Raw genomic sequence first — 15,835 nt, forward strand, 5'->3', positions numbered from 1 at the left:
CGCTCGTACGCGGGATCCCGCCCATTCGTTCCCGCCGCGGGCCCCCGCAGGCGACGGCCGGCGAAACTGCACGGCGACAAGGGCTACGACTACGATCACCTGCGCCGATGGCTCCGCAAGCGCGGCATCCGCCACCGCATCGCACGCAGGGGCATCGACTCCTCGCAGCGGCTCGGCCGTCACCGCTGGGTCGTCGAGAGGACCGTGTCCTGGCTCGCTGGCTGCCGCCGACTCCACCGCCGTTACGAACGCAAGGTCGAACACTTCCTCGCCTTCGTCGGCATAGCCGCGGCCCTCATCTGCCACCGCTGCCTCACCAAATGAAACGATGTCTTATCGCGGTGTACTGACGTGGGGTGGCGTTTGTGGCAGTGGCACTGCCACCGGACGGTGTGTGTAAAAGGTCGTGCGCTGACATGGAAGCGGTGCATCGAAGACAGGCGGTTGGCCACCCATGTCAGGCGTTACTGAGCATCCGGCCGTCGCATTCTGAGTACCCGCACTCATCCCCCGGCGTCGCCGGCCTTCCAGACTTGGTGCGTCACCACAGGTCAGCGCCAGGGAGTCCGACATGTTCGCAGTATCCGCACGTCAGAGGACGGCTGTGCCGAACCGCGCCCTCGTGGTGGCCGCAGCGGTCCTTTGGGCCGTCACCGGGTCGGCAGTGGGGTTGATCCTTTTCGTCGTGGCCGCGCTCAGCCTGTTGGGCGCGGCAACGGGTGGGGACATGACCGAACTGATGCTCTGGCCGGTGTGCATCGTCGGTGGTGCGGGCACGGTCTTGACTCTGCTCTACTTCGCCCCTGGCATCCGGCGTCTGTCGCGCGAGGCCCGCTTCACCCTGCTGGGCGCCCTGGCCTGCCCCGCGCCCCTGGCTTTGATTACCTACGTCATGACTCGCTGAGCGTGCGTGCCCCGTCGGTGGAGCGGGGGTACGGCGATGCCAACGAACCCGAGGAAGTGGGCGGGAGGCTGCCGGTGGTGCCCTTTGGGAAGCCTTCCCGGCTCGGGCCCGGGGGTCCAGGTCCTACGGCCTCGAGTGGATGCAGAGCAGCGCGGCACGGCCGGGCGCAGCGTAAGCAACGAGTAGCCGGATGCCCTCCTCGCGATTGACCGAGAGGGGGCTTCCGGCATTCCTTCGTACAGCGGCGGCTGACGTGCAGGAGCCGTTCAGTCGTCCGATCCGGGTACCTCGTCCTGGCCGTGGTGGAGGATCGGCAGGAGTACCTTGGCGGCGTCGCATCCGGTGCACGCCGTCGTGCCGGGCTGTGCGAGGGCATCGAGCGCCGCCATGGCGTCCAGTGGGCGGCGTGGTTGGTGGCTAGCCGGCACCGTGAGGGGCCTGACCGCCCAGCGACCCCGACAGATCCTGCTTGGTGTGACTGGTGGGCTGTGACGCCAAGGTCGTCAGACCTACTGCATGGCACAGCGGCAGGCGGCCGTTCCCGGGCAGATGGTCGACTGCGGCGGGGTCGGCAGGGCAGACTCGGGTGAGAGGGAAAGGGGTGGCCGATGACCGCACAGCCGATATACCGGCACGAAGGCGAGCGGGTGCCGCGTAACGCGGAGGGGATCGCGGCCGCGCTGTCGGGCGGGCAGCGGATGGAGTTCTACCGCGAACTTTTGGCCGCTGCCCCGGAGCAGGCCAAGGGCGTGCTCTTGCGCTGGTGGGGCCAGGCGATGCTCGACACCGATCCGGACGCCGATGCGCGTGCCGACGCGGTTCTGGCCGGCACGCTGCCCACCGTCTCGGTGGATGACCTGCTGGCGCGGCGCCGGGCGGCGGGGCTGGCCGTTGACTGAGCCGTACGACGAAGGCCTGCCGTGCGTGCTGTCCGCGCACGTCGCCCAGCTGATGATGGACCCGTCGCTGCCGCCGGACGTCTTCGGCGCGATCGTGGCCGCGATGGTCACCATCGGCGAGACCGGAGGCATGGTTGCGGGCAGCACGGCGTCGCCGCGGCGCCCGCAGCAACGCCGCCTGGCGCTCGGGGCTGACGGCGAGCTCGGGATCGCCGAGTACGTCATCAGCCGCGACGAGGATCCACCGGAGATCGTCATCACACACGTCCTCGTGTTCTGAACCACCGCTCCGGGTACCGGCCTTCGTTCCGGGGGACCGTTCACCGCCCGGCGCCGCGCCAGCAGCGGTGCACTGCAATAGGCGGCTGTGCCGGAAAAGGGTCGCAGGCTCAGGTGTGCGGCCAGCCGAGGACCTCACACAAGCCCTCGATCTCCCGCCGTGCACCGACCGATGCCTGGGGGTGGATGGCGACGTCGATGTCGGTGAGTCCAGGATCAGTAAGCCTCTGGCGAAGTACGGCGACGGCCGCGAACGGGTAGTCGGCGGCAATCGGGTGGGTGCGCATGGCCTGGGCCAGCATGGAAGCCCAGACCCGGGCCGGTCGCATCCACGCTGCTCCGTAGCGTGATACGTCGACGGCCAGGATGACCCGGCCAGGAAGCGCCTTGCCCTGCTCTGCCTTCCGGTCCTCGAGTCCGGCCTGCAGCACGGCGTACTCGGCCGATGCGAGAGGGCCTTGCAGGTCGCCTGCAGTCGTCTCCCAACGGATCCCGCCGCCCAAGGTCAGGCGGACGGTGACGGACAGGGAGCCCTGGTTCTTCATGCTGTCACCGAGCGGGACGCTCTTGTGTGTCGTCGTATCGCCCGCGGTGGCGAGGACTGCCCGCGTCGCAGACCGCCGTGACGGCAGCGGCCAGCACTCGGCTGGGGTAGCCGCTGAAGACGAGGCAGACGCCGAACTCCTCATGGGCGGCCAGGACGTCGCGCTCGACCTGTTCGCACAAATCGGTGACACCGGCGGGCGCGATGCCAGTGACCTCGATGCCCAGCTCACCGCTCTCCGAGGCGAGGATGAAGTCCGGATTGCGGATTTTCGTGTCGCCAAGCCGGTAGACGATCCGGCCGGCGTCCATGGCCCGCGCGAGAACGTACTCGGCCCGGTCGATGAGCAGGGCACCCAAACCCTTGCTGGAGGCGAAGTCCGCCTGCTCGGCCTTCCACCGCTGCGCGCCGTGGGCTTCCAGCCCGCTCAGCAGTTCCTCGAACGCGTCCAGAGCCCCGGCGTGGTCTTCCTGCCAGACCAGTACGAGATGATCCGGATGCGCCCTTCGCAGCCAACGGTCCAGTACAGGTCTGGCTGGCAGAGGGGCCTGGCCGAAGGGCCCGTACTGGCTGGGGGAGTCCGCGCCGAGCGGGGCGGCTCCGCCCTTGGCCCGTTCCGGGTGCGGGATCAACGGCTGCCGCCGACCGGGCCGCCCTGGAGGAGGGCTTGGGCGCATGCCACCGCGTAGGGGTTGACGGCCCCCCCGCCCTCGTCGCCGCCGGCGGCGTCCTCCAGCCACATGGCCAGGGGGCCCCGCAGCGCGATGTCCACCCGGGGGTTGCCCTCGCGCAGCGACTGGACGGCACGCTCGCAGACTTCGGCATCGGCCAGGTCTTGGCCAGACGGAACGGACGTGCTCATCTGGACCGGCCTCCTGGCAAAACCACCCTGAAAGCGCCGTTCGGTGGAGTTCGGTGTCGACCTCACGGTCGACTGCGCCAGCAGGTCGCCCGCGACCGCCAGGAACGAGACGAGATCATCACCGAAACACCCTGATCCGGGTCGGCCACGATCCCCGCGGGGTACCACCAGCCACCGCGCCGCGGCGGGTGAACCGCAGCCTCCGCGAGGACTTCGACATCCTCGCGGAGTCTGCGATTCTCCTGCCGCAACGCGGCCAGTTCCTCGCGTTCACTGCTGGCCAGGCCCTCTCGCTCGCCCGCGTCGACCTGGGCCTGGCGGACCCAGTCCTGCACCGCTGTCTCGGTCAGATCGAAGTCCCTGGCCACCTGACCGACCGACCGGTCATGCTCTCCATGATGAACATCATCCTTCCGGGGCCGAGACCCCTGATCTCAGATGTCCGTCAAAGCGAAGCAAGCCCAACCAGACGTGCGTTGAGCCGGGCTCGGGCTGCGCTCGCCGAGGCGACGGCGGTTCCAGCTCTGTACAGACTTCGCGGCCTTCGGCAGAGCCGACGTCTGACAGGCTTCCGCTCGGACTGGGCCTACGCGACTGGCACGGGCAGGCACCCCGTTCGCCGAACCCGGGCAGTGTGCCGGCCGCTGACTGGCGCCCTACGGGCGCCAGTCAGCCTCCAGGTCATGGGAGTCGGTCTTGGTGAGCTGGGTCAGTGCGGTGCCGTCGGCCCTTACCAGGTAGAGGTGTTCGGGGTCCGCGTCGTCGACACCGCCTCTGGTGAAGACTAGGTGGCTGCCGTCCGGGGACCAGGAAGGGTTCTTGTCGTTGAAACGGGCCGCGGTGATGCGGTGAAGTCCGGTGCCGTCGGGGCGGACCAGGTAGAGGCGGGCAAAGCCGGAGGAGTCCACGCGGCTGAAGGCGATCCGGTCGCTGTGCGACCAGTCGGGCGTCCAGTCGTGGGCGCTGGGCCCGGTGACCGCCGTCTCGGCCAGGGTGGACAGCCGGATCCGCATCACCCTGCTGTGTCCGCCCGCGTCCGCGCGGTTGAACGCCAGGTACTTGCCGTCTGGGGACCACGTCGGATGGAGGTCGTCCGCCGCGGTGTGGGTGAGTCGGGTGGCGGGAGTGCCGTCGATGTCGGCCACATAGATCTCGTGCTGGGTGCCGACCGGCTTGGCGTAGGCGATCCGCTTGCCGTCCGGGGACCACGCCGGGTCGGACGCGCCCTTGGTGCCCGGGACGGCCTTCAGGTCGCCGCCCGTGGTCTTCATCGTCCAGATGCCGTCGATGGCGCCGCCGGATCCATAGCGGACGAAAGCCACCCGCTTGCCGTCCGGGGACCAACTGGGCATCACGTCGCTGACGGTGGAGGTGTGGGTGACTTTGACGGGTGTGCCACCACCGGGGGAGATCGCGTAGAGGTCTTCCGTGGGCGCTGCCGTGGTGTAGCGGGCGAAGACGATCGAGTGGTCCCCCGCCGCCCCCGCGTCTCCTGCGGCGCCGAGGGTCAGTGGTACGGCCATGGCGATCGCCGTCGCGGTCACCGCCGCCCAGCGGCGCCGCGTTGTGCGGTTTGCGCCGGTCCCGCCGATTCTCCGAGCGCTTCCGGCGGTTCTGCCGTCGCCGGTGCGGTGTTGTTGGCGTGTCAAGATGTCCACCCCGATCCGTCCCTGCGGCCTGCTGCGGGCCGCTCCGGCCCGCAAACATCCCACCGATGGGGTTCTGGGGGAAGCAACCGCACCTGGCGAAACGAGCCCTGTGACATGTTCCGTACACCGCTGTCACATGCGATGTACGTGCGAACGCACGGCGGTCACGGGCCTCTTCTGCCGCATGGTGAGAGGGAGACAAGGCGGTCCACCCGGTCGACGTGCGAAGGGCTCCTGGGCGGAGTCCGCTCCCTACGCTGCCCTCTTGATCGCCGCAGCGGCGGGACCACGGCCGCGACTTGACCTTAGCGGCGCAGCCATCCTGCCGCGGAGTCAGGGGGACGAGGGAGCAAAAGCGCGCCGGAGAGCCGTGAGCAGGGTTAGAAGGCGGCGCAGTCGAAGTCGCAGTCCCCGTAATCGAAGTGCCCGTACTTCACCGGCTCCTCATCATCTGAGCGCCATGGCGGGCACTGCGCGCAGAATCTCCGAGATCCTCTACCGGGGCGGTCCGGCAACGCTGGCAGAGCTCGTTGAAGCAGCGGCTGCAGCGCGTCCTGGAGACGGTACGCCCGTCTCCAGGGGTGCACTCGTCAGCAAGCGGGCATAGGTCACCATGCCGATATCGTGGCGCCCGGCCGTCCGAACCCGCCGGCGACACGTGCTGCCGGGGGTCGATGTTGTGGTCGCCGCCCAGGCGGCCGTGTGCGGCCGGGCTCCGTAGGAACTTCGGGGGCAGGCCGCACAGGCGACGCGGACCGAATCCCGTCCAGGCGCCTCATGATGTCCTCCTTCCCATGCACAGCCACGCAGCGAGCCACGGCCGAGACGGCGAACACGGTGGTCCACTGCGCAGAGCGAGGCGTGGTGCTCCGCTGTCACCGGCGAGAGCCAGCACTGCATCCTGGACGGTCTCGCCCATGGGGACGCCCTCCAACCACTCGATCCCCGGCGGCCCCATCACCGCGCGGCGGTACGGCGAGAAGTGGGTTCGGCGAGGGTGAGGGGCGAGGTGTTACGGCCAGCCCTGCTTCACCTTGGCGGGGGCGGTGTTCCAGTTCTTGGGTATGAAGGTGATGATGTAGGTTCCGCGGTCGAAGTCCGTGTAGCCGCTGGACCAGCTGCGGAACTTGCTCTCGTATACCTGCATGGGCCCCATGGCGCCGCCGGGCGAGTGGTAGTGGTTGGCGTGGGTCCATATGGTGTTGCCGGGGTTTGCTTCTTTCTGGTCCCCGAACCAGCCGTAGTCGAAGTTGACGTAGCTCTCGCCGGGCTTGGCGGGGCTACGCGAGGTGTTCCTGTCCTTCGACATGTCGACCAGGCCTGTGTTCTGGGCGGGGCGGAAGGCGTCCGGGTCGCCGTACTTCCTCTTGTCGGAGGGGTTCCTGGGATCCTGTCCGCTCCAGAAGTGCTTCGAGTAGATGACCGCCTTCATCTTGGACGGGTCGTAGTTGCCCCCGTTCCTGTCCTTGAAGGCCGGTGTGTTCCTCAGGGCTGTGTAAAAGTTCGAACGGATATCTTCTTTGGACAGAGCGTCGTTATTCTTCGTGAGCTCTGCCTTGAGGTAGCTGAGATAGGCCCCCTCGTCGTGGGCGTTCTCCAGGGCCTTGTTCATGACGGATGCCACATCACGAGCCCGGTCGAACCCCTTTGTCTCGTCGAAGCTCTGCTTGGCGATGCGCCCCTCGAACTCGGCCCGCGTCTCACCCGGCCGTGGGCCGGTGGTCTCCAGAGCGTTCTTGTACTTGTCCTCGTCAAAGGATGCGAAGGCCAGCTTGTTCGTCGGGTAGGGGCCTGAATTGACCCAGGTGACGCCGACGCACCCGTAGGACAGCTGCTCTCGCTGCTCTTCGGTCATCTGCTGAGGTTTGCCGTCGCGGTGGCTGTAGGCCTGCTGCCACTTGCGTATGTAGTTGCTGATGCCGGTAGTGGCCCTGTCTCCGTGGGCCCGGTACGCGTCAGGCATGCTGTCGAGCGGCTCGGCGGGAGGGGTCACCCTGTCGCCGGCCGATGCGGAGGCACTGAGGGACTCGGCGGCACTCGGCAGTAACCCTCCCGATGGCTTGCCGGGCTGACCCAGATTCAGAGCCTTCTCGTTCAGTGCGTTGATGTGCCCGATGTCATCCACTGTCAGGCCGTGCTCTTCGGCGTAGGACCCCTTCTCGCCGTCGGCGCTGCCGGCTGCCTGGCTGACCGATGGCGTGAGACCAGCAGTGCACAGCACTACGCCCACCGTGGTGAGGGCGAGAAACCCCGAGCGTTTGTACATGAAGATCAAGAACTCCTTTGATGGTGGAATGCAGGGCGTGCGAGAGAGCGGCACGGTGGAGGAGAACGCGGCGAGCTGCGATCAGGTCATGGCCGTGCGCCGTCGGCAGTTGACGGGCGGATGGCCATGTCTTGCTCGGCCGACCGGGGATTGTCGTGGTCAGAGCCGGCTCTGACCACCCCGTTCGGGCCGGGTTCGCGGCATCAGGTGATGACGACGCGTGTCGGACCGCGTGGTCTGCGTCGGCGCAGTAGTGGAGTCCGGCGTACGGGGCGGCATACATGAAGCCGTGCTGCCAGGCGGACCTTCGGCGTGAACGGCCGCGCCTACGCGGATGTTGTAGTGCGGGAGAAGCCGAGAACCGCCTGTGCGGGGGCCGAGAACGAAAAGCCCCCCGGAGTTCCTCTGAGTGGCTTTGCAGGTGCGTTTCAGAAACGTCCCTTGTTCAGGAACCAGAACCCTGCACGGTGGCCCCGGGTTGCAGGTACCGGAAGGCGGCCCGCAGGCCGTCCAGCCCCATCCCGTGGAAGGGGGTTTGCTATCACATCTCGGCTCCCTGGTGGGTAGTCAGGTTGTACGAGAAGCGATCATGGCCCGGTGCCAACTCCCCGACAACACCGCGGCTTCAAAATCGGCCACGCTGTCTCATAGGGCGGTATTCGGTCATCAAGGCGGGCGAGTCCGGCATTGGGTCATGTAGCGGCAGCTTCTCCTGCCCGTGGCGTACGGTCCGCGGCGAGACCGGCAACAATGACCTCGGGAGTCCTGAGGAGTGGTGCACGACGGTGCTGTCAGCCGGGCCGAAGCGTTTCGTGCAGCGGCGGCGGCGAACCGCATGCGGAGGCTCCGGTCCACACCCTTCGGGTCTCAACCGGACGAACGCCCGCCGGAAGGACCGCAAGATCTTCGCCACTTTCCGCTGCTGCCCGACCCAGTTGCTGGTAGCGGGCTGTTTTCAGCGGGTGGGGTCACTGACTTGGGGGTGAGGGATTGGCATGGGCTCGCTGTTCCCGGGCTTTATCGCACGTGGGGTGACGCTGTCTCAGTTGCGTGAGTTCTGATCACGGTCCAGCGGGGGTTGGTGTGATCGGCGGGTGGATCAGGAAGCACGGGACCCGGGCTTGGCAGGAATAGGTACTGGTCCGGACGCTGCTTTGCCGGCGGTGTCGGTGCGGGCGTTGCGGGGCCGGCAGTAGGCCGGGCTGCCCGGGCAACCCCGGTCCTACCGGTCCCGCCCAGGGCCTTCGCCGAAATCTGCAGGTCGGCAGGGGTCCGGCAGAGCATGAGCGCGGTCGGGTCCCGCGCGGACAACGCCGCCGCGGAAAGCTTCAACGCCGCCTTCAAGAGGGAAACGCTCAAAGGCCGCAACAAAGGCTGGTCCAGCAAGCGCGAGGCCAGGCTCGACGCCTTCCGATGGCTGACCCGATACAACACCCGACGCCGGCACTCCCGCCTCGGCCAACGGTCCCCGATCGCCTACGAGAACGACTTCCAAGCAACAGCAACTACCCTGGCCCAAGCCGCATAGAGGTGTTCAAAATCCGTTGGTGTCCACCAGTACGACCGACTGCCAGGTTCCCAGCGCGAGTTCGCCCCCGACGACCGGGGGCACGAGCGCCGGGAGCACGTGGTCGCGGCTGTGGCCGGGGGAGCCGGGCCGGTGGCGCCAGCGGTCGTCGGCGGGGAGCAGCGTGCGCAGCGCCTCCCCGGGAGGGAGGGATCACGATGGACCGCCGGGGGGAGGCGCCGCGGCGCCGGACGGATGCCCGGAGCGATTCACTGCACCGTGTGGGCGACCACGTGGGGCAGGTGTGTGAAGAAGGAGACGGCTTCCGTACGCCAGTGGGGCGTCCATGCGGCGGCTTCGGCGGTGGCGGTCTGCGCGTGGCGCCGGATGTCGGCGCGTATCCGGGCGTCGATGCCGTGGCGCCGGGCGAGGTCGCGGATGTGGTCGACGGACTCCCGGGGGCAGTCGACGTCGCCGAGCGCCTTCTCCACCATCGCCTGCTCGGCGCCGTCCGTGGCGGCCAGTACGGCGCGCACGGCGTACGTGCGCCGCCCCGCACGGATGTCGGAGCCCGGGCCGGTACCCCCTTCCCCGAAGAGGTCGAGGTAGTCGTTGCGCATCTGGCCGGCGATGCCGAGCGCGGTGGCATAGCGGCGCAGCCGTTCGTCGTCGGCGGCGAGGTCGGCGCCCGCAGCCAGCAGGCCCAGGCGAAGGGGCGCAAGGATCGAGTACCGGGTGGACTTGAACTCGGTGACGCAATGGAGCAGTTCCTCGTCCGGCAGCGGACTGGAATCCCGTTCCAGGTCGATGATCTGCCCGGCGACGGTCTGGGCGCCGGTGTCCAGCTGGACCCTGAGCATGGCTTGCTTCACCTCGGCCGACGCGGCGCCGTCGAGCAGGACGCGTACGGACAGGAACGCGGCGAGGTCGCCAGCGAGGATGGCCAGCGCCGAGGCGGTGCGCTCGTCGTCCGGGAACTCCTGCCGGTACGCGTAGTAGGTGGAGGGACCGCCGCGCCGTTCGGGGCTGTCGTCGATGATGTCGTCGTGGACGAGCCCGTGCGTCTGTAGGAGTTCCAGGCTGAGCGCGGCCTCGTCCAGGCCGGGAACCTCCTCATCGGTCACCAGCCGCGCCGCCTCGTAGACGAGAGCGGGACGCAGCCGCTTGCCGCCCCGCAACGACAGCTCCCGCAGCAGCTCCAGGGCGCGCGGCGTGTAACGCCCCAGGGCGGGGCCGCCCATGCGGTCCGCCACTTCGTCGAAGTACGTTGCGAAGCGGGCGTCGAACCGTCGCGCGTGCTCGGCGGCGCGTCGGGCCGCGGCGGCCACGGGGGTGTCGTGCACGGGGCCGACCTTTCGGTGAGCGAGCGGGAGCGCGGGGTCGGCCGGCCGGCCGAGGAGAACGATCGCCAAACCTATCAGCGGGGTCGAGGAAGGCTCCCGGCGCCGCCTCGTCCAGAGCGGCAGTCGGACACCGGCGGCGCCGCCGGAGACCGTGCCTGCCGGGGGCCGATGGGCAGCCGGCAGGCGACGCAGCGCTGCGACGCGCTCCGGCGGCTCAGGGTTCCCGGTAGCGGGCGCCGGCCGAGAGGAAGGCGTCGTTCTCCTCCCGGAGGCCGACCGTGACGCGTACCCCGGCTCCCGGGAACGCGCGCACCAGCACACCGTGGCGGGCGCAGAACTCGGCGAACTCGGTGGCTCGTTCCCCCAGGGGCCATCCACACGAAGTTGGCCTGCGAGGGGGTCGCCGGGTGCCGGCCCGGACGAGCCGGGCGTACAGCCGGTTCCGTTCCCGGATCACCGCCGCCGAGCGCGCGCGTACGTCCTCGGGGCGGTCGAGGGCGGCGAGCGTGGCGGCCTGGCGAGCCTGCTGACCGAGAACGGGACGGACACCTTGTGCACCGCGGACACCACTGCAGGTGCCGGTACGCAGTAGCCGATGCGTACTCCGGCCAGCCCGTACGCCTTGGAAAAGGTGCGCACCACCACGACGTTCGGGCGTTCCCGGACCAGGGCGAGCCCGTCCGGCACGTCCGGGTCGTCGACGAACTCCCGGTACGCCTCGTCCAGTATGACCAGGACCCGCTCCGGCAGGCGGCCGAGGAACTCGAGCAGTTCACGGCTGCGCACCGTCACGATGCAGGTGACGAAGCTGCCGGCGCCGGCCGTTGTCAGTGGTGGGCGGCAGGTGGATGCGCGCACATGCCCGCCGGGCCGCCGCCCGGCGGCAGTGATGCCGCCTTCGCGTGCGACGCCGCTTGATGCGAGCCAGGTACACCCTGAGCTCCCAAGCCACCTCATCCAGCGTCTTCCCATGACTGCACGGCCCTTTGATCATGGGCACCCCCTCAGAGGGCGGTTTGTGAGGTGGAATCCGTTTCGAGGCAAGGTTGAGCAGCGGTGCCACTTGGTGGGTGGGGCGGAGTCACTGCCGCGGGTAGGTGCCGAGGCGGAGACGCAGCTGAGCAGGGCAAACTCGCGTGAATGTGCGGGGCTGAATCTGCCAAACTGCTCGGCGTGAGCACTTCGAACGCCCTGCCGGTTCTGCGGACCCCTGATCTACTGAGCGCCCACCAGGCGGTTCAGCGCCTCCTGAGCCTTGCCATCCCCATGGACAAGTTCCGGGTCGGGGCGGAGGCGCAGGCACTCTCGCTGGCAGAGGCACAGCGTATGGTTGCCGCCTTCCCGAAGGCTACTGTCAGCCCTGACGACCCCTACCGGCCCGAGTCCAACGATGAGGTTCGGTGCATGATCGCGGCAGGGAACCCGCAGGTGGCGGCACTGCTCCCTGTCACGCTCCACCTTGAAGGCCAGCCGGTCGGGTCGATCGAGGAGGCTTTCTTCGATGTGATCGGCTCCGGGCCTGCCTCGATCGACTGGGACTTCTTCAGCTGGCCGGCCGTTCCGGAACTCGGCCTAGAGATCCGTAACAAGGACGCGTATGTCCAAATCGCCATCAACAGCCGGGACGTGTACCGCGACACGCCTGCCACGGATCATACGGTCTTCGTTCACTTCCGGGAGGGTGACGTGGCGCGTGCCGAGTGGCTGGCCCAACAGGTTGGGCTGCAGCCGATCGGACCGGTGGAGTGCGGCTGGTAGCTGCCGGTGGCGCTCTGGTCCTGGAGGTCGTGGGGGGTCCTCCTGCACACCAGCCGCCTGGACCTGGCAGGCCCGGTCCCGCATCAGGTCGGCCGGCTTCTGGAGACCGCGCAGGTCCGCAACCTCGGGCCTGCGACGCAGTCACGGAACTCGGAGTCGCGCAGCCCGCGCCCGCCCGATCGCCTCGATTCACCCCCGAACGCCGGCGCCTCGTCCTCGACCACCTGGAAACCGGACTGTCCGTCATCGCCGCAGCGCAGATCGGGATTACCACCGCCGTGATTTATCAGCGACGCAAACGCGATCCTGCGTTCGCCGCCGCTATGGAATACGCCCACCGCGCCCACCGCGCCCACCCGCGCACCCCGGACACCACGCCCGACGCTCTTGAGTGTGAAGCCTTCTTCGGCAACCTCCGCCCCGGGGTCGCGCTGCGACAGGCTGCTCTTGCCGCCGGCATCCTGCCCGAGGCGACCTACCACCGTCGCCGTGCCGATCGTGCCTTCGCCCACCGCACCGACCAGCAGCGAACCGCCCGCTAGCCCGCGGAGAAGGACCAAGCCAAGGGCAGGCCACGAGCCTGATCGGGCTGGGGCGCCTTCCCTCAGGCCTTGAGCGGTGAGGACCGTCCCCGGCTGCGCGTTCTTGTGTAACGGCAAAAGCGACTGGCGTCGTGTGCGCAGAGGTGGGCGGTTCCTGTCAAGCCACGAGATTTCGCGGCGTTACGCAGGCCGCTCCGCGAGGCCTACTGGTGCAACGGGGCGCTGCGTATCCGCGCCCTGTTCCCCCAGCACAGGAGATCAACATGTCCCAGACTCGCACTCGACGCTCTGCTCTTTTCGCCGCTTCGGCAGCGATCGTTCTCGGAGGCGCACTCGCGCCCACCAGCGCCCTCGCGGCCCCTCATTTCGCACCGGCTGTCGCTTCAGCTGTAAGCGGCGACCAGACCGGTGGCACGGCCGAGGATCCGCTGGCGCACGCTGACGACGCCATCTTGAGAGACGGGCCCTGTAAGGGCAAGTGCCCTGGTGGGCAAGTCGAGCCCGGCAGCCAGGCCGGTGGCACGGCCGAGGATCCGCTGGCGCACGCTGACGACGCCATCTTGAGAGACGGGCCCTGTAAGGGTAAGTGCCCTGGTGGGCAAGTCGAGCCCGGCAGCCAGGACAATCCCCACCCAGGGAAGAACGAGCGCAAGCACCGCTTCGAGCAGGTTTTCGTCCTGTCGTAGGAGTGCACTGGTGAGGGCGCCCGTAGCGTGTGGTCATTGTCTGATGCCCTGCCTGCCCGGAAACGGTCGGCGCTCTTCGACCGGTTGCGGAACGGGCAGGACATCGTGACCGCTGCGCGGGCCGCAGGTCTCGAAGTGCGGGAGGTGTTCACTGCCGCCCGCACCGACACCGCCCTGCGCAGGCGCGGCAGGTCCGGTGGGAGCTCGGACACGTTCAGCCCCCGTACTGCGCCTTCCGGGCGGCCTTGCAGGCCGCGCACAAGGGCGAGGCGCCGACTCCGTAGCGGCAGGTCTGGGTGCCACATTTTGCACAGGGTCCGGTCTGGCTCGGGGCCCAGGTGACGGGCTGCGGTCTGGCGGTGGGAGCGGGGGAGGTCGTGGCGGTGCTCCTCGGTGTGCGTACAGCCATATTCCATCACATGTTCGATTTTTGGCGTGAGATGGTTGGGCGAGTGCAGGTCACCGGGCCGCTCGTGTGACTGTGCACTGCATCTGTCCAATGAGCACTGGACTTTTCGTGCTGTGCCGGACGAACCCCGAGACGACCCCAGGCGCCCGAGACGCTTGGGTGCGTCCGAGAGGGGTGACAGTGTGCCCTAGCGTGCACGGTCAGTCACACTTGGTGTGGTCGGGCGAAGCCGCCGAGCGTCTGGGCGCTGGTCAAGCGCGACATCGCCAACCTCGTCGCAGCCGACCTGAGGCAGATCACGCGGGTTGTGAAGCGCCGGCTCAAGCAGATCCAGTACCGCCCGGACCTGGTCGACGGCTGTCTCGCCGGCACAGGCCCAATCATGGACGGCTGACCGACGGTACCAATCACATTCAGCGGCTCAGCCCGGCCGGCTTCCGGCTTCCTGAGGCTGCGACCGGGACGTCGAGGCGCGCTCTGCCTATCGGTGGGGCGTTTGGCGTCGTCTGAAAACCCCTTGCTCCCCGGTCCGCCTCCTTGGTGGGATGCAGAGGCTTCGACGGCGGGAGGGGACGGCTTGGCGGTATTCGGGTGTGTGGGCTGCGGTGCGGTCCTGACGGCGGCGGTGTCGGAGGTGGCGTTGCCGATCCATCTGGCCGACACCCACTGGGAGAAGCTGCACCCGCCACTGCTGGAGTCCGGGTCCTACGCCGTCGACCCCGCACCGTGCGGGCCGCCATGGCGGCAGTGGGACGAGGTTGGGGCGTGCGAGGCGGCGGAGCGGGGGCGCTTCGCGCCGTTCGGGGCGCTGTCCAACGGACCGTCGAACACCATCCTCCTCGCACCCGGCGACATGCGCGGCACCGGGCTGATCCTCGAACGGGCCGGGGGCTACTGCATGGGGATCGACGGAAGGGACGGGCCGAACCTTGCCTGCCTGGGCTGCGATCTGCCGGTCGGAACGAGGATGGACGACTGCGGGTGCTGGCAGGTCGTCCGGCTCGTCCCGCAGGCGGTAGTGCGGCTGCCCGGCCCACCGGAGCGGCCGGTCATGGACTGGGCAGAGCTGCTGGTCACCGGCGCGCTGTGGCACCGGCTGAGCGAGTACCGGGACATCCCGGCGGGCGTGGCTCTCGCCCAGGTGGTGGTAGCCGCCGGGGGCGCGCCGCTCGAGGTGGCGCCCGGGCCGGTCGCGGACCTCCTCGGCCGGGCACTCGGCGCGCTGCTGCCCGCCGGGGAAGGTGCGAAGCGGCTGGACCTGGCGGGGCCGGGGTTGGGCGCGCCAGCCACTGACCTGGCACTGGTGCCGGTCCATCCGCAGACCGGAGACATGTGGCAGCCGCATGCCGGGGCGGTGCCAGTACCTATGGATGCCGCGCTCTGGGCCGAACTCGCCTTCCCGCCACACCAGACCCGGCTGCCCGTGGTCGGCGGGCTGCCGACAGGCGTGGAGCGGGACGATCCGCTGCCGCCGCACCCGTGGTACCCGTTCCAGCCGTCCACGGAGGCGTTCCGGTACACGCTCGCGCGGACGCCCGCCGTCAGGGAACCGTGGCTGCGGGCGATTTACGACCGAGGATGCTGACGCGCTTCAGAGGCAGCGCGGACCCAGACGTTGGGTTCGACGCATACGGCGTAGTCATGGACCGAGTGGCAGCTGGGACCAGGATGCCCCCTGATCACACATGGCTGACCGACATCACATATTCAACTTGAGTAGCGCGCGCAGCTGGGAGGACGTAACCGTCCGGAGGCCGGCCAATTTCCAGGCCGCGGCCGCGGCCGCGGCGCTCGGACAGCCACGCGGTCAGGACCGGCTCAACCAGCTCCCACCGGGCATCGGACAGATCACTGGGGTATCGGCGGCGTTCAGGCATGGTTCCGGGCTACCCAGCCGGCCCCGGCGCTCGGACCGGCGCCCGAAGCGCACGGCGCGAAGCCCGGCGCCTTGGGATGAAACAGGAGCAGGCAGACCAAGACGCCCACCTGGCAGCCACTCCCGCATCATGAACCACACCAATCCCAGCAGCCCCGACCGAACACAAGCACATGCCGGTACAAAAGACGGCAATAGAGAGCTAAACGCCCTCTAAGTGAGCGTTTTGGTTATGTTCGCGCTGGTCTGATGCAGTTCTGAACTGCCGGTCCCGCAGAGTTGTCGTGCCGTCTGTGCTGGAATATAGCTTT

General features: G+C 68.7%; 15 protein-coding genes and 5 pseudogenes. 8 read left to right on the plus strand and 12 right to left on the minus strand.

Annotated elements, in window-relative coordinates; all coding sequences use genetic code 11:
• Both ACFYXK_RS33655 and ACFYXK_RS33660 read left to right on the plus strand, forming a co-directional pair.
• A pseudogene (locus ACFYXK_RS33655) lies at positions 1–324 on the plus strand (transposase); the annotation flags it as partial.
• A gap of 247 nt (positions 325–571) precedes the next feature.
• Complete coding sequence (locus ACFYXK_RS33660) at positions 572–904, plus strand: hypothetical protein (protein WP_389414610.1); 333 nt, start codon at positions 572–574, stop codon at positions 902–904.
• A 266-nt stretch (positions 905–1,170) separates the two neighbouring features.
• On the opposite strand, the gene ACFYXK_RS33665 is transcribed toward ACFYXK_RS33660, so the two are convergent.
• Entirely contained in the window at positions 1,171–1,293 is a 123-nt protein-coding gene (locus ACFYXK_RS33665; RefSeq protein ID WP_389414611.1) for a hypothetical protein, read from the minus strand.
• A 219-nt stretch (positions 1,294–1,512) separates the two neighbouring features.
• Between ACFYXK_RS33665 and ACFYXK_RS33670 the strand changes: the two genes are divergently transcribed.
• Positions 1,513–1,803, plus strand: a complete 291-nt coding sequence (locus tag ACFYXK_RS33670) for a hypothetical protein (RefSeq protein ID WP_389414612.1) — start codon at positions 1,513–1,515, stop codon at positions 1,801–1,803.
• Complete coding sequence (locus ACFYXK_RS33675) at positions 1,796–2,083, plus strand: hypothetical protein (protein ID WP_389414613.1); 288 nt, start codon at positions 1,796–1,798, stop codon at positions 2,081–2,083. Before ACFYXK_RS33670 ends, ACFYXK_RS33675 begins: the two co-directional genes overlap by 8 nt.
• Positions 2,084–2,192: 109 nt before the next feature.
• Here ACFYXK_RS33675 and ACFYXK_RS33680 read toward each other — a convergent pair whose 3' ends face one another.
• From ACFYXK_RS33680 to ACFYXK_RS33705, 6 genes and pseudogenes are all read right to left on the minus strand, one after another.
• Positions 2,193–2,627: a hypothetical protein gene (locus ACFYXK_RS33680; protein WP_389414614.1), complete on the minus strand. Its 435-nt coding sequence runs from the start codon at positions 2,625–2,627 to the stop codon at positions 2,193–2,195.
• Positions 2,628–2,631: 4 nt separating this feature from the next.
• Positions 2,632–3,258: a hypothetical protein gene (locus ACFYXK_RS33685; RefSeq protein WP_389414615.1), complete on the minus strand. Its 627-nt coding sequence runs from the start codon at positions 3,256–3,258 to the stop codon at positions 2,632–2,634.
• The gene (locus tag ACFYXK_RS33690) at positions 3,255–3,488 is read right to left on the minus strand and encodes a hypothetical protein (protein WP_389414616.1); all 234 of its coding nucleotides are present in this window, start codon (positions 3,486–3,488) and stop codon (positions 3,255–3,257) included. Before ACFYXK_RS33690 ends, ACFYXK_RS33685 begins: the two co-directional genes overlap by 4 nt.
• A gap of 62 nt (positions 3,489–3,550) precedes the next feature.
• Positions 3,551–3,868: pseudogene (locus ACFYXK_RS33695) on the minus strand (transposase); the annotation flags it as partial.
• 276 nt (positions 3,869–4,144) lie between these two features.
• A complete protein-coding gene (locus ACFYXK_RS33700) occupies positions 4,145–5,011 on the minus strand; it encodes a hypothetical protein (RefSeq protein WP_389414617.1) in 867 nt (288 codons plus the stop codon).
• A 1,138-nt stretch (positions 5,012–6,149) separates the two neighbouring features.
• Entirely contained in the window at positions 6,150–7,403 is a 1,254-nt protein-coding gene (locus ACFYXK_RS33705; RefSeq protein ID WP_389414624.1) for a protein-glutamine gamma-glutamyltransferase, read from the minus strand.
• On the opposite strand from ACFYXK_RS33705, the gene ACFYXK_RS33710 reads away from it, so the two are divergent.
• Positions 7,402–7,578: a hypothetical protein gene (locus tag ACFYXK_RS33710; RefSeq protein ID WP_389414618.1), complete on the plus strand. Its 177-nt coding sequence runs from the start codon at positions 7,402–7,404 to the stop codon at positions 7,576–7,578. The genes ACFYXK_RS33705 and ACFYXK_RS33710 overlap by 2 nt on opposite strands.
• 1,068 nt (positions 7,579–8,646) lie before the next feature.
• A pseudogene (locus ACFYXK_RS33715) lies at positions 8,647–8,931 on the plus strand (integrase core domain-containing protein); the annotation flags it as partial.
• Positions 8,932–8,937: 6 nt separating this feature from the next.
• On the opposite strand, the pseudogene ACFYXK_RS33720 reads toward ACFYXK_RS33715, so the two are convergent.
• The 3 genes and pseudogenes from ACFYXK_RS33720 to ACFYXK_RS33730 form a co-directional block, all read right to left on the minus strand.
• Positions 8,938–9,105: pseudogene (locus ACFYXK_RS33720) on the minus strand (YjbQ family protein); the annotation flags it as partial.
• 74 nt (positions 9,106–9,179) lie between these two features.
• On the minus strand, positions 9,180–10,253 hold the full coding sequence (locus ACFYXK_RS33725; protein WP_389414619.1) for a polyprenyl synthetase family protein: 1,074 nt from the start codon (positions 10,251–10,253) through the stop codon (positions 9,180–9,182).
• A gap of 453 nt (positions 10,254–10,706) precedes the next feature.
• Positions 10,707–11,045 (minus strand): aminotransferase class I/II-fold pyridoxal phosphate-dependent enzyme, encoded by a 339-nt coding sequence (locus tag ACFYXK_RS33730; protein WP_389414620.1) that lies wholly within the window; start codon positions 11,043–11,045, stop codon positions 10,707–10,709.
• A gap of 381 nt (positions 11,046–11,426) precedes the next feature.
• Between ACFYXK_RS33730 and ACFYXK_RS33735 the strand changes: the two genes are divergently transcribed.
• Positions 11,427–12,011: a hypothetical protein gene (locus ACFYXK_RS33735; protein ID WP_389414621.1), complete on the plus strand. Its 585-nt coding sequence runs from the start codon at positions 11,427–11,429 to the stop codon at positions 12,009–12,011.
• A gap of 83 nt (positions 12,012–12,094) precedes the next feature.
• On the opposite strand, the gene ACFYXK_RS33740 is transcribed toward ACFYXK_RS33735, so the two are convergent.
• On the minus strand, positions 12,095–12,523 hold the full coding sequence (locus tag ACFYXK_RS33740) for a hypothetical protein (protein WP_389414622.1): 429 nt from the start codon (positions 12,521–12,523) through the stop codon (positions 12,095–12,097).
• Between the two features lie 1,702 nt (positions 12,524–14,225).
• On the opposite strand from ACFYXK_RS33740, the gene ACFYXK_RS33745 reads away from it, so the two are divergent.
• Positions 14,226–15,233, plus strand: a complete 1,008-nt coding sequence (locus tag ACFYXK_RS33745; RefSeq protein ID WP_389414623.1) for a hypothetical protein — start codon at positions 14,226–14,228, stop codon at positions 15,231–15,233.
• Positions 15,234–15,408: 175 nt separating this feature from the next.
• On the opposite strand, the pseudogene ACFYXK_RS33750 reads toward ACFYXK_RS33745, so the two are convergent.
• A pseudogene (locus ACFYXK_RS33750) lies at positions 15,409–15,525 on the minus strand (IS5/IS1182 family transposase); the annotation flags it as partial.
• Between the last annotated feature and the right edge of the window lie 310 nt (positions 15,526–15,835).

It is taken from the genome of Streptomyces sp. NPDC002209 (assembly GCF_042890265.1).
GTDB lineage: Bacteria > Actinomycetota > Actinomycetes > Streptomycetales > Streptomycetaceae > Streptomyces.